At 52.2% G+C, this 13,190-nt stretch carries 12 protein-coding genes; 4 read left to right on the top strand and 8 right to left on the bottom strand.

Translation table 11 applies throughout. The annotated features are described in order from the left end of the window. Positions 1–49: 49 nt before the first annotated feature. Positions 50–673, bottom strand: a complete 624-nt coding sequence (locus tag H6F91_RS24475) for an NUDIX hydrolase (RefSeq protein WP_190772035.1) — start codon at positions 671–673, stop codon at positions 50–52. 224 nt (positions 674–897) lie between these two features. Here H6F91_RS24475 and queF point away from each other — a divergent pair, with 224 nt between their 5' ends. Then, positions 898–1,320 carry a preQ(1) synthase gene (gene queF, locus H6F91_RS24470; protein WP_190772002.1) on the top strand — a complete coding sequence of 141 codons (423 nt, stop codon included), beginning with the start codon at positions 898–900 and terminating at the stop codon, positions 1,318–1,320. Between the two features lie 93 nt (positions 1,321–1,413). Here queF and H6F91_RS24465 read toward each other — a convergent pair whose 3' ends face one another. Continuing rightward, positions 1,414–2,208 carry a PD-(D/E)XK nuclease family protein gene (locus H6F91_RS24465; protein WP_190772001.1) on the bottom strand — a complete coding sequence of 265 codons (795 nt, stop codon included), beginning with the start codon at positions 2,206–2,208 and terminating at the stop codon, positions 1,414–1,416. A gap of 278 nt (positions 2,209–2,486) precedes the next feature. Here H6F91_RS24465 and H6F91_RS24460 point away from each other — a divergent pair, with 278 nt between their 5' ends. After that, a complete protein-coding gene (locus tag H6F91_RS24460) occupies positions 2,487–3,668 on the top strand; it encodes a M20 family metallopeptidase (RefSeq protein WP_190772000.1) in 1,182 nt (393 codons plus the stop codon). Between the two features lie 86 nt (positions 3,669–3,754). Here the strand turns inward: H6F91_RS24460 and rpsN are convergent, their stop codons facing one another. The 4 genes from rpsN to H6F91_RS24440 form a co-directional block, all read right to left on the bottom strand. Beyond that, a complete protein-coding gene (gene rpsN / locus H6F91_RS24455; protein WP_190771999.1) occupies positions 3,755–4,057 on the bottom strand; it encodes a 30S ribosomal protein S14 in 303 nt (100 codons plus the stop codon). A 360-nt stretch (positions 4,058–4,417) separates the two neighbouring features. Next, positions 4,418–5,416: a heme o synthase gene (locus tag H6F91_RS24450; RefSeq protein ID WP_190789526.1), complete on the bottom strand. Its 999-nt coding sequence runs from the start codon at positions 5,414–5,416 to the stop codon at positions 4,418–4,420. 28 nt (positions 5,417–5,444) lie between these two features. Continuing rightward, positions 5,445–6,428 carry a heme A synthase gene (locus tag H6F91_RS24445; RefSeq protein ID WP_242035955.1) on the bottom strand — a complete coding sequence of 328 codons (984 nt, stop codon included), beginning with the start codon at positions 6,426–6,428 and terminating at the stop codon, positions 5,445–5,447. A gap of 632 nt (positions 6,429–7,060) precedes the next feature. Then, positions 7,061–7,288 (bottom strand): hypothetical protein, encoded by a 228-nt coding sequence (locus H6F91_RS24440; protein ID WP_190773245.1) that lies wholly within the window; start codon positions 7,286–7,288, stop codon positions 7,061–7,063. Positions 7,289–8,027: 739 nt separating this feature from the next. Between H6F91_RS24440 and H6F91_RS24435 the strand changes: the two genes are divergently transcribed. Continuing rightward, positions 8,028–8,438, top strand: coding sequence for an SgcJ/EcaC family oxidoreductase (locus tag H6F91_RS24435; RefSeq protein WP_190773244.1), 411 nt, complete (start codon positions 8,028–8,030; stop codon positions 8,436–8,438). An 85-nt stretch (positions 8,439–8,523) separates the two neighbouring features. On the opposite strand, the gene H6F91_RS24430 is transcribed toward H6F91_RS24435, so the two are convergent. After that, entirely contained in the window at positions 8,524–9,885 is a 1,362-nt protein-coding gene (locus tag H6F91_RS24430; RefSeq protein ID WP_190789525.1) for an MATE family efflux transporter, read from the bottom strand. 92 nt (positions 9,886–9,977) lie between these two features. Then, positions 9,978–11,174: an aminotransferase class V-fold PLP-dependent enzyme gene (locus tag H6F91_RS24425; protein WP_190773241.1), complete on the bottom strand. Its 1,197-nt coding sequence runs from the start codon at positions 11,172–11,174 to the stop codon at positions 9,978–9,980. Between the two features lie 322 nt (positions 11,175–11,496). Between H6F91_RS24425 and H6F91_RS24420 the strand changes: the two genes are divergently transcribed. After that, positions 11,497–13,110, top strand: a complete 1,614-nt coding sequence (locus H6F91_RS24420) for a TM0106 family RecB-like putative nuclease (RefSeq protein ID WP_347280081.1) — start codon at positions 11,497–11,499, stop codon at positions 13,108–13,110. The last annotated feature ends 80 nt before the right edge of the window (positions 13,111–13,190 follow it).

Here is a 13,190-nt window from a genome sequence, read left to right as displayed (position 1 = left end):
GCGAAGCACCCCACACAAAAAATAGGTGACGAACTTAGGCCGTGGTCTACTAGTCAAAATCTGTAGGCCAATCAGGGTTCCGATGGTGTTCGAATAGTCGCGCAATCTGGCTGGGGACGACTCGCGTCAGGGACAAGTCCGGAATTTCGTCTTCTGCAAAAAACGCGACTTCTTCCGTTTCGATGCTGCTTGTGGGAGACCCACTAATCAACTCGCAGAGGAAGAACAGCTTGTAGATATGGTATTCAAAGGGAGGATGGTTATGGCGAGGATGGTTGCGATCGTAGAGCGCCAATAATTTAACTGCACGGGTTTGGTAACCAGACTCTTCAAATATCTCTCGCTCAATAGCGAGGCTTGGGGGCTCACCAATATCTCCGTAGCCACCGGGCAATGTCCAGCGACCGTCAAACCGTTCTTTTACCATCAAAATTTTGTCATCCTGAAAGACAGCCCCTCGGACATCTATTTTGGGTGTCGCGTATCCACTCTCCTGTTTAAACAGGTCAAGAACATAGGTCGGTTCCATCCCAGAGTAGGTGGCCATAATTTCAGCCGCAACGGTCTGCACCTGCTGGAAACGATCAATATCAAAGGGATTTTCACTGTAGGTCAGACCGTTTTGGGCGATCGCCTGCAATTTCTGAGCCCACTCCAGCCATTTCACATCCATAGGGATTTCCTGCACATGCTTCTCAACCATTGTGTTCAATCCTCATGAAGATCTTCCACGAAAATAATGACTCAGGGAGTCAGTTGTGATGGGAGGAGGGCTTAGCCCCCCTCCCATCACAACTGACCACACCTTGGGAACACGATCAACGGGTGCTTTATTAAGGGCGATCGCCCATCGTAAAATAGAAAATTGCGTCTTTTATCCAGAAATTTTCTGCCACTATGACTCATACTGTGCTGAACTATGGCGACCAGGCCATCCAGCAAGCGGCTCAGGAGCCCCTTGAAAAGTGGCCTAATCCGTCCTCCAATGCCTACACCATCCACCTGGAACATCCAGAGTTCACGGCACTGTGCCCTCGCTCAGGGTATCCCGACTTTGGAACGATCGTGGTGGACTATCAACCGAAGGGCTGGGTGGTAGAGCTGAAAGCCTTCAAACTTTATGTCAACGCTTTCCGGGATCAGCGTATCAGCCATGAAGGCGTTGTGAACGTGATTTGCGATCGCCTCTGGGATGAACTGGAACCTGCGGGTATGCGAGTCATTGGAGACTTCACTCGGCGCGGGGGGGTCAAAACCGTCATCACCGTTTGCAAGGGCGATTGTCAGCTTTTTCAGAACTACACACCGAATGTCCTGTAGTGTCCATTCAAAGCCGTCATGACAGCCGCTTTAAAGCCAAATAGTCCGGCTCCCTTAAGGGAGCCGGACTGATAAGACCTAACAAACTGAGCTTTATAGGCTAAGGACTAATTGCAAACCTGATTCTGGCCGAGCTTCCTCGGGTAAAGGATCCGGTTCAGCCCGCATTTCGGGACAGAAGCGAGCATAGGCACAGCGATTGCACTGTTCCCCAGGAAATGGAGCCCACTTGCGGTCATAGCGCAACTGCACAGCCAGTTCAGAAACGATTTCCTGCACCTGTTCCCGATGCTCAGGTGTTACTTCATAGCTGACTTTCTCCGAGCTTCGCAGGTAGATCAGGCTGAGCCGTTTTAAGCTGCGGTTATAGCGTTGTTCTAATGCCAGGTAGTACAGGCCAATTTGCAAATCCATATCATCGGGCAGGGCAGGTTCTGTGTCCTTGCTCGATTTGTAGTCAATTAACTCCAGCCCATCATCCAGATAATCGAGGCGATCGTAACGACCTGACAGGATGAATTCTAGATTTTCGACCTGAAGGGTGCCTTGGATGCGGCCTTCGACCGCCACCGGGCGACGCATGGTACTCTCAGAGCGAATGAAAAACTCATAGTACCGCTGTAGAATATTGCGCCCCTCGATGACCTGGTTTTCACTCAGGCCCTTGGTATGCTGGCTCCAACAATAGTCAATCCAATCCCGACGAGGGATGGCGTCTTGATAGTGCCAATCGTGGTAAATTTGCGCTAATGCCTGGTGTAAAGACGTACCTAGAATAGCTGAACCGTAGAAAGCAGTTCCAGGCAACTTACGCTCGTAGCGGAAGTAATAGGCAAGCGGGCAGCGATCGTAGGTTTGCAGCTTAGCCGCAGAAAGGGTGTAGGTCATGCGTCCGGGAGGGAAAGTACGTCGCAGGTCAAACCCTACAGATGTAGACTTTCAATCATCATGACACTATATATGGGGATTCCGCTAGAGTGCAGATGCACTAACTCCACTAAACCTAGTAAATCCTGTACCTCTGTGCAAGGCCCAAACAGGGTTCTGGGAAGTATTGATTTTACGTAGGATTTGTCCATAACAAAACCAATACTTCACAGAACTGTCCGGGCCAATGCCTTAACAAGTCTTTATTATTGAGACTACACCCCAACGTTCGAGGATCCATGCTTAGTCGCATCAAAGACCTGGCTACCGACCTTGCCCCCCGCCTGATTGAAATTCGCCGCCATATCCATAGCCATCCCGAGTTAAGCGGCCAGGAATACCAAACAGCCGCCTATGTGGCAGGGGTGCTGTCTTCTTTCGGGTTCCATGTTCAGGAGCTGGTGGGGAAGACGGGGGTCGTCGCAGAACTGCGGGGCGAAGGAACGGACGAACGAATCCTGGCGATTCGCACAGATATGGATGCGCTGCCCATTCAGGAGCGTACAGATTTAGAGTTTTCGTCTCGTCACCCCGGAGTCATGCATGCATGCGGCCATGATGTGCACACAACTGTGGGTCTAGGAACGGCGATGATTCTGGCTCAGTTGGGGGTACCTCTGCCAGGAACAACCCGATTCCTCTTTCAGCCTGCGGAGGAGACGGCGCAGGGAGCGCACTGGATGATCCGCGATGGGGTCATGGAGGGGGTATCTTCCATTCTGGGAGTGCACGTGTGGCCTTCGGTGGTGGGGGGCAGTATCGGCGTCCGCTATGGAGCGCTGACGGCAGCCGCAGATGATTTAGAAATTACGATTATTGGCGAATCGGGCCACGGTGCCCGCCCTCATGAGGCGATCGACGCGATCTGGATTGCTTCCCAGGTGATTACCTCGCTCCAGCAGGCTATCAGCCGTACTCAGAATCCTCTGCGCCCTGTGGTGCTCACCATTGGTCAAATTCAGGGCGGTCGCGCTCCCAATGTGATTGCTGACCAGGTGCGCATGCTGGGAACGGTGCGATCGCTCCACCCTGAAACCAGCGAACGCTTACCTGAGTGGATTGAGCAAATTGTTGCCAGTGTTTGCCAGACCTATGAGGCCCGCTACACCCTCAACTACCGTCGGGGGGTTCCGTCTGTGCAGAATGACTTTACCCTGACGCAGATTGTCGAATCTGCCGCATCGGAGGCGTGGGGAAGCGATCGCGTCCGCATTCTTCTAGAACCGTCTCTTGGAGCCGAGGACTTTTCCCTCTACCTGGGCCATGCTCCCGGCATGATGTTTCGACTAGGGGTGGCGTTTGAGGATCAGGTCAACCATCCTCTGCATCACCCGCAGTTTAAGGTAAATGAGGAAGCGATCATAACTGGGGTGGTAACGATGGCCTACGCGGCCTACAAGTACTGGCAGAAGAAGGGTTAACGAATGGCGGCCGGAAGGCAGCAAACAAAAATCAGGGGCACACAGCTATCTGCCCCTGATTTCAATTATTAAATTCATTCAAGCCCTTACCAGCTTGACTTAACAACACCAGGAAGCAATCCCTGGTGGGCCATTTCACGAATCACGTGGCGGGACAGACCGAAATCACGGTAGTAACCCCGAGAACGTCCGGTGAGCCAGCAACGATTGCGATGGCGGTTCGGAGCGCTATTGCGAGGTAATTGCTGAATCTGACGATGGATTTCAAGTTTTTCTTGTTGGGAAGTAGCGGCTGCAAATTGCTCTTTCAGCTCTTGCCGCTTTGCCGAGTATTTGGCAATCAGTTTCTCGCGCTTTAACTCGCGCTCGATCATGCTTTTCTTAGCCATGAACGCAGGGTTCTCTGAGGATGGATTAAACAGCGTCTCTAATTCTATCAAAGATAGAAGGGGTTTGTATACTTTTCCAAAAGAAGTCAGCAATTCTCAGTATGAGCTTCAAAGCTGAGAGTTCCTGCCCTTCGGGCAGGAACTCTCAGCTTTGAAGCCCGAAAATAGCCCGCCGAAGGCGGGCTATTTTCGGGTTGGATTCCAAAATGAGAATTGCTGAAAAGAAGTTAGCAGTTCTCAGTATGGAATTAGGCCCGAAAACCGCTTGAAGGCAAGCGGTTTTCGGGCTTCAAAGCCAAAAATGAAAAGCGCGGCATGAAGTGCCGCGCTTTTCATTTTTGAGCCTGAATGATGAGTTTGTTACCAGGGTGTCTGGAATAGTTGGCTGAGGGAGACGGGCGTGAGGACGGTGTCCAGATTGTTGGCGATCGCCTGATCCAAATGCTGTGATAGGGGCATGGTATCCAAGGCCATTCCAGCGCACAGCAGCATCATATAGAAGATGGAGTATTTGAAGAGCGATCGCGCCACATCCGTATCCGATGGTTTTTCAAGCAAAGCCCACGCTTTTACCAGGAACAGAGCGCCCAGTACCAGTGCGCACATCACATATATGGCACCGAGCGCGTGGAGTGGAAAGGCCAGCAGCAGGGTGAGAGGGATCAGCAGCAGCGTATAGATCCAAATTTGCTTGGCTGTCACCACATCTCCGGCAACCACAGGGAGCATAGGCACACCGACCTTGGCATAATCCTTGCGGATCATCAGAGCCAGCGACCAGAAATGGGGAGGTGTCCAGAAAAAGATGATGGCGAAGAAAACCCAGGCCACCCAACTTAATTCTCCTGTCACTGCCGCCCAACCGACCAGTGGTGGGATCGCCCCAGCCGCACCGCCGATGACGATGTTTTGAGTGCTATGGCGTTTGAGCCAGTGGGTATACACCAAAACGTAGGTGACAATGCCCGACATCGCTAGCCAGGCACTCAGGAAGTTGGCAAAGGTTGCCAATAGGGTGAAGGAGATGGTGGCGAGGACAATCGCAAACAATAGGGCATGCAAGGGCTGAATCCGACCCGAGGGCAGCGGACGATGACGCGTGCGCTCCATCTCGTAGTCAATGTCGCGATCGTAGAGGCAGTTAATGGTATTGGCTGAAGCCGCAGCCAGGGCTCCGCTCAACAAGGTGATGAAGAGAAGAACCGGATCCACACGGCCCTCGGCGGCAATCCACATGCTTCCTGCCGTGGTAATGAGGAGCAGGATGATGATGCGAGGTTTGGTTAACTGCCAGTAGCTCCGGATGACCTGCCCCAAGTTTTCGTGGTGGCGGGTGGGGGTAACAAGGGTATCTTGCATGGGCAAATGGGGGTTTGGGTGAAAGAAATTACGTTTCGGTTGCGGTTTCGGCCCAGCTACGGGTTTGATGGCGATCGCGCAACCCAAAGGTTGTGAAGCACACCAGGGTGCCAAGCAAACAAGCACCAATCATCTGGTGGCTAACGGTCAGCAGTTCCACTTGCAGGTGCAGGCGGAAGGTGGCGACGCCCAGCAAAACCTGGAGAAGAAGGAACCCGAATGCGAGATTGGTCAGGGTGCGTAGGGCTCTGTGGAGAGCTGGGGTGCGCCAGGCTAGAACGACCAGCACGAGTACAGCGACGCTAGCGGGTACAACACCCAGTAAGTGAGCGTTCATCACTGTGCAGAGGTTGCCAAAGCCACCCAGACATTGGTGTAATGCCCACCGGGAGCCAACTAAACCGCCTGAAAGACTTTGCAGATAGACCAGCACAGCGGCGCCCAGGCTGACCCATGGTAAATAGCCAACGGTGCCCGTTCCTTGATAGGGCCGCAGCATGACACCCATAACCAGAAGGGTGCTGAAGAAAAGTAATGCTGTGCCCAGATGGGCGGTGACAATATCAAACCGCAGCATTTCCGTTACGGTTAGGCCGCCGAGTAAGCCCTGTATTAGGATCAAACCCAACGCTAGAGCAGATGTCCAGGGAACCCAGCGAGGCAACTGTTTGCGCTCCCACAGGGTGTAACCCAACAGCACGATGGTAAAACCGCCAATTAGGGCTGCGTCGAGACGATGAAACCACTCTAGAAAAACTTGCAGGTTCATCTGCTGGGCTGGAAACAGGGTGCCGTAGCAGAGAGGCCAATCCGGACAGGCCAACCCGGCGTTCATGACTCGGGTTGCACTACCCACTGCCATTAATAACCAGGTAGCGATCGCCAGTTTCCAAACAAGCCAGCGGGTGCGGGCAATTGCTGGTTCAGTCGTGTTCAGGGGTTGATCCGCTGCGGAAGTCTCCACCAGTGGAGCTACTCCCACTTCAGGCATATACTCAGTTTTCTGAATCATTAGAGTTGAAGCCGCGATCTTAAAGGCCTAACGACAGGGAAAGTTATGAACTCGCCCTATGATTGATTTTTTCTCCAGAGGGCTTTCTTCCTACTTTAGTGATGGTCACCAGTGGACCGCTCAGACTTAGGCTTTTCTTAGGAATGTGCCTATCAATTACAGCAGAGCTGTGTCATGGAACTTAGATGAACTTTTATACACGAGAGTCTGTTTCGCCTACTCTTTGCGTATATAAAAAATAAACGCTTTTCTCGACAATCATCTAAGGTATGAAATTGTCTGATACAGCCAGGCATGAACGAAAGATATGCCTTTGGATGGAGGTATTTGAGAATTGTTCTGGATGAGCGATCGCATCAGTTCAAATTACTTTGATGCGTTGCTGTAGGGAAGCATCAGTGTTAATTTGCCTGCTTTGTCTCTTGATAAACTCTGTAGCGATGGCAATAAAACCCTGAGCTTAATCAGTACAAAAAATGAGATGGAGTTTGAAATTTGTTCAAACTCCATCTCAAGTCTAATTTAGATAACTGTTTTCGTGTGTATTACACGAAAACTAAGGCAAACTAGCGCTCAACAACGGATATGAATGATACCTATCATTTCTGGTTGATGAGTGCGCTTTCTGTTTGCTACAGGCGATTCTTTAGAAGCTGCTTGGCGCGATCGGCACGGCGACGGTCTTCATCTTGAACCTCACGCAAAAACTGAGCAATATCCTGGTCATTTTGCTGCTCTGCATCTGCCATATACTGCTCACAAGTGGCAGCCTCTTCTAAAGAATGGTAGAGGATGCTGACCAAGTTATATTCGGTGTTTCCGGTGCCGGTGTTAGCTCGGGATTGGCTTGCATTAACCATGATTTTCTCCTTGTCTTACAGGTCATAAAACATCAAGAGTTTTGTTTAGCTTCTCTCGATGTGATTTACAGGTGTTCTACCGAAGATCAACAAGCTAATGCATCTATCAAAAGAACTTACTGGATTAAATAAAACTACTTTTATAGCCATAGCTAATTGCAGAGTATGGTAGGCGCTTGAGTATTTACAATGCTCTGCAATTAGCCACGACTCTATAAAGAGATGTCGTCTATACTCATAGCTATTCTCGTTAAGATGAAAATGGCTAAAGCTATAAGCAAGCTATACAAAAAAAAGCTTTTCATGAAATGGATTGGCCTGCTTAGAAACTAAACTTTGAAAACAATATACAGCGCCTTGCGCTTGAGTCAGACACGGTTGTTTTTGTGAGAGCCGCGCGGAGCGCGGCTCTCACAAAAACAACCAGGTTTTAAGCGGTTGAAAAACGCTGTATTAGCTGAATCGAGTGATAAAAAGGAAGCTCTTAAATTTCCCAGAATGCAAAGTGTAACGTTAAGTCCACGTATCCATCGCTCATACTTGCGATAGACCCCGTAACAATTGGGTATCCGAGAATCCAGTTGTTAGAGCCGAAAAGTATGCCAATTTGACCATGCTCCGCCTGGGGCAATCCAGTAACGTTGAGATGCGCTGTTTGCTATTGAATGTTCTGTTCACCCGTGCTGTGTCAGCCGTAAGTATCTGCAAAACTTTCTACTCATTTTTGTAGAGGTGAGAAATGCTCGAAACTGATCGTATGCAGGCAATCCTCTTCCAGGCAAAAGAGTACTGGGTTCATAGCGATGTGGATCGCTTTTCGGATTTGTTTGTAGCAGAAGGCGAATTTATCCGTGAAGGGCATCACTGCAAAGGACGGGAAGCCATTCAGACAGCTTTTTCTGAACTGCTTAGTCAATTTGTAATCAAGCACATCGATATTCAAGACGTGCGCATTAATGGCAATACGGCTGTGATGGAGTGGGCCTGGGAAACCTTTGACAAGGATTCGGGCGATCGCCTCCAGAAACAGGAAGCGATCGCGGTCGATTTTGCAGAAGATGGTATTCAGCGCTGGCATGAGCGTACTGACTCTGAACAGCCGATCGATCCTAACCCTTCTCCCCAGGCTGAAGTATTTCAGGATGTCTGATGAACTCGTCGACAGAGCGTCTAGCGTATGGCATGCCTTGTGTGCTTATCCTTGTAAGCTCAGATAAGGTGTATGGCCCAGGGCATTAGACACTGACTTTATGCCAATGATGTTGGCGGAAGACGATAGCCAGGCTAATACTCCGTGCCATCCAATCGCACGTTGAACCGAGCCAAACTCCTACCAATCCCCAATGCAGCCCAAATACGAAAAATGCTGTGGCGATTAACCGCACGACCAGCCACCCAGATAGAGAAATGTAGAAAGCCGTACGGGTATTCCCGGCACCGCGAAGCGCTTGCTCCAGTACGATGCTTGCAGCCATAAAGGGTTGGGCCAGGGCGGCCACATAGAGGCAGGGAATGCCCATTTCTACAATGCGGGTGTCTTCTGTAAACAAGCCCAGAAGTTGTGCGGGAATGATCACGAAGACGAGGCCAAAGGAGCTGAGGAGGGCGATCGCCATCCCCATGGTGATCCAGCTCCCACGCTCCGCCTCTTCCAGTTTCCCGGCTCCCAGCCTTTGAGACACCACAGCCGCCACCGCAATGCCAAACCCATCTGCTGCTTCGTAACAGTGTTCCTCTAATCCCAACAGCGCCGCATGGGTGGCCATCGCAACACTGCCCAGCACACTAATGATGATGGTGAAACCCATATAGCCAATTCCGCGTGTTAGCCGTTCCCCCACAGCGGGTAGCGCTATATGGACGACTCGCTTCAGGGTCGCCAGCTCTGAGCCGTCATAGAATCGCTGCTTCATGTCCCTGCGTAGACTAAGCGTTGAGCGCGATCGCACCAATACCCCAATCAGCACAATGGCATTGAGCGTAATCGCAATTGCACTGCCCACGGCAGCCCCCCGCACTCCCAATTCGGGGAGACCTCCGTTACCGAAGATCAGCAGGTAGTTCAAGACAAGATTGACCAGATTCGCAGCGATCGCCACGAGAAACGGTGTGCGTGTGTTGCCTGACGCCTGTAGCATCGCGGCCGAAACCTCTGCCATTAAAAACATCGGCATCGCCAGAAACACAATCTGGATATACCCCCGCGCTGCCTCCCAAACCACCGGGGATAAATTTGGAAACAGATATTGAATGGCATCTAGCCCAAGCAGGCTGAATAGGGTGAAGAGTAGCCCTACAGCCGTAGCAAAGGCTAGGCTAACACGAGCTGTGGTAGTTGCCAGGGGGCGATCGCCTGCCCCTACGGCACGACCCACCAGGGCCACGGCTCCAATACTGAAGGCTGACAGTACCCCCGTTACACTCCAGATTAGGGGCTCACTGATGCGTAACGAAGCCAGGGCATCAGTGGAGTAGCGCCCCAGCATAATGCGATCGACAAGAAAAATGAGAGATTGAAGCCAGAGATGGGCGATCGCTGGAGACGCCAGCTTTAACACCACCCGATACAAAGGTGGTGACGGTAGAGACTGAGACAAGGGAAACGCCTTTTTGAGCAAACCTCCTGAGCCTAGCATTTGGAGGACTGGCCCATGAATGGTGGTGAAGGGCCACCATCAGCATGAGGAAACTAAGCGGCCAAAATTTCTCGCAACGCTTCCACCAACTGATCCAGCTCGGATTCTAGCGTGAGGTAGTGAACGCTAGCCCGAATGCAGTTGGGATGGCGAATGACCCGTACGAAGATGTTTCGGTCTTCTAAAGCCTGTACCACTGGGCCTGGATCGCGGTTTGCCGCCGTGAAAGACACAAGCCCTGCTTCCGGTGCCGTTGCCCGCAAACACGCAATGCCGTCTACGGTCTGAAGCTGTCGCCAGAGGTAACCGCTGAGCTGACAGATCCGGCTGAAGCGTTCTGCCGTTGTCCCCCAACGGTTGTGAAGGGCGATCGCCTCCCGCAACGCCGGAAGTAATGTGTAATCCGAAGTCGCCACTTCAAATCGTCGCCCATCCGGTAACCAGCCTGTGGGTTGTCCTTCAGGTGTTTGAGTAATGGCACGCCAGCCAACATAGGTGGGATGAATCACGTCCATCGCCTCAGGGCTGACATACAGCGCACCCAATCCTGCCGGGCCACAGAACCACTTATGCCCGGTGAAGGCATAGAAATCCACACCAGTATCCGCCAAACTCAAGGGCAGCACTCCAGCGGACTGGGCCGCATCCACCAGCACCCTCACAGGGCCGCGATCGCCTGGGTACTGATGGCATACCTCTACCATTTCCTTGAGGGGTAACACTTGGCCCGTATTCCATAGAATATGGCTCAGCACGACCATCCGGGTTTTAGGCGTTAACCCCTGCTGCAACCGTTCTACCGGCTCCCCAGTATTCAGGGTATCCAGCAGCGGAAAAGTTCTCGATTCAACCCCAAACCGTCGGCAGATTTCGTTGATAGCGGCCACAATGCCGGGATGCTCACAGTCGGACACCAGCACCTGATCCCCCGGCTGCCAGTCCAACCCCCAGAGGGGAATATTGCACCCGGTCGAAACAGCCTCGGTCAGTGTAATCGTAGTGGGGGAAACCTGAAGCTCTGTGGCGATCGCCCCCCGTGTCTCGCTCATCTGCTGAGTTTCCCACTGGCCAATTTTGCGGGAGAAGGGGCCATGCTCCTGGCCGTAGAGGTGTGCCTTCAGGAGAGCGTCGATCGCCCCTTGGGGCATTGGCCCCTGACCCCCATAGTTGAAATAACTCTTGTTCAGCAGGGCAGGAAAATGCTGACGGTGGTTCACCAGAGTCGAGCGAGCATCGAAAGTTTGGGTCATATGACGGTAGAAAAGAGGCTACGAATTACCGTACATAGCCTGTGTACCTATTTATGTTAGACCCCAGAGGGAGTTCACTCTGTCCCTTCCCCGTAGCCTCCCTCGAAAAAGCCCTTAACCCGAATTCAAGTTAAATACAAGGTATAAATGTCGGATTTAAGGCACAACAGTTACAATAACGGGAAATCGGGTTAGAGTCTTAATTAAGAATCACACCGAGACTGTCTCTTCAACGGGTTTCTCATGGCTTCGTTCCGCTTCGTCCATTGTCCAGTGCTTAGGCTCACGAGGAAACAACCTCGCTGCCTCAGCATGGAGGATTGTGTCCGCTAGCCCTTACCCATTACGGCGACAGGAGGCTGAGGACAATAGCTCTGCCTCCCCGATTCCACTGCCCACTCCCCGTCATAATCTTTTTCCAGATGGTGTGCGCCAGCCTCAGCCCACCGACCTCTGGATTACTGACGATCTACTATTTGACTTTCAACGCTGCCATCGTCGGGCATACCTGAACGTTTACGGCGATCTTCAACATCGCGACCCCCCCAGTGACTATCTCAAGAAATTGCGTCAGGATAGTCTGGCCCATCAGGTTGCGGTTCTCGGCTCCGAAGGGACACGGCAACCCCAATATCCTCAGGGAGATTGGTGGGCGGGGGCGATCGCAACGCTCGACCTAATGCGTCAGGGGGTTGAGCGCATTGCCCGAGGCGTGCTGTTGATGGAGCATGAACCCGGCATCTGGCTCGTTAGTATTCCTGACCTTCTCATCAAACAGCCTGGCCCCTCTGCGTTTGGAGACTGGCACTACGTCCCTAGCGACATTCGTTTGGGCAAGCGGCCCAAGCTCGACTACCAGCTGACGTCGGCTTATCATGCCTATGTTCTGGCGCAGGTTCAGGAGGCCTGGTCAGCAGAGAGCTGGCTGGTGCTGCGTCAACGGGGGGCCTATGCCGTCTATGTGGCCGAACTGCTGCCTCAGATGCGGGAGATTTTAGATAGCTGCGTCGCAATGCTGCAATTGCAGCAGGAACCGGAAGTCTTTATTGCCCATAATCGCTGTGACCTCTGCCACTGGTTTAGCCATTGCTACGAGCAGGCTGAGCAAGAAGCTCACCTTTCGCTTCTTCCAGGGGTTACTCCTAGTCGTTTCCAGTACCTTCGCAATCTTCAACTCACAACCCTTGAGGCGTTGGCTACAACCTTACCTCGGCGGTTAGAATCGCTTCCCGGCTTTGGCACCCAGGTCGCCTATCGTCTGATCCAGCAGGCCCGTGCTGCCATCCAAAATCGTGCCCTCCCCCGGCCTTTGTTCCCCGGTGAGGAGCCGCAGCTTTTACTCACTCCCAGAGAGCTACCCACTGCTCCTATCGAGCTTTATTTCGATATTGAGGCCGCCCCTGAGCAAAATCTGGTGTACCTCCACGGTGTCCTGGTGGCCGATCGCACGGACAATACTGAAGCCTTCTATCCCCTGATGGCAGACCACCCTAACGAGGAAGGGATTGTCTGGGAGCAATTTTTGGCTCTTATGGAGATGTATCCCGATGCTCCGGTTTACCACTTCTGCCCGTTTGAAGTACAGACGGTGCGACGTCTAGGGGCTCAATACAGCACTCCCTCTCAGCAGATTGAGTCGATTCTTGATCGATTTGTGGATTTGCATGAGCGAATTACCCGAGTGGCGGTGCTGCCCGTAGAGAGCTATGCTCTGAAGTCGATCGCCCGTTGGGTTGGCTTTGACTGGCGTGATGCGGATGCGAACGGTGCCCAGTCTATCTTCTGGTACGCCGAATGGCGGCGAACGGGCGATCGCGCCTTCCGCGATGCCATCCTGCGCTACAACGAAGATGATTGCCTTGCCACCTTCCACGTTAAAAACTGGCTCATCGACTTCATTCAAGCCAATCCCTACCCTACCTTTGAGAAGCTATAACGCTGGAAAAGGCAGAGCCTAAGAAATTTTCAAAAAATGTTTGACAAAACACACGCTCATCGGCACAATAGAAATTGTGC

The sequence above is a fragment of the Leptolyngbya sp. FACHB-8 genome (assembly GCF_014695575.1).
GTDB lineage: Bacteria > Cyanobacteriota > Cyanobacteriia > Elainellales > Elainellaceae > Vacuolonema.
Note: the sequence above shows the minus strand (reverse complement) of the source record. Positions and strands in the feature narration are given on the sequence as shown.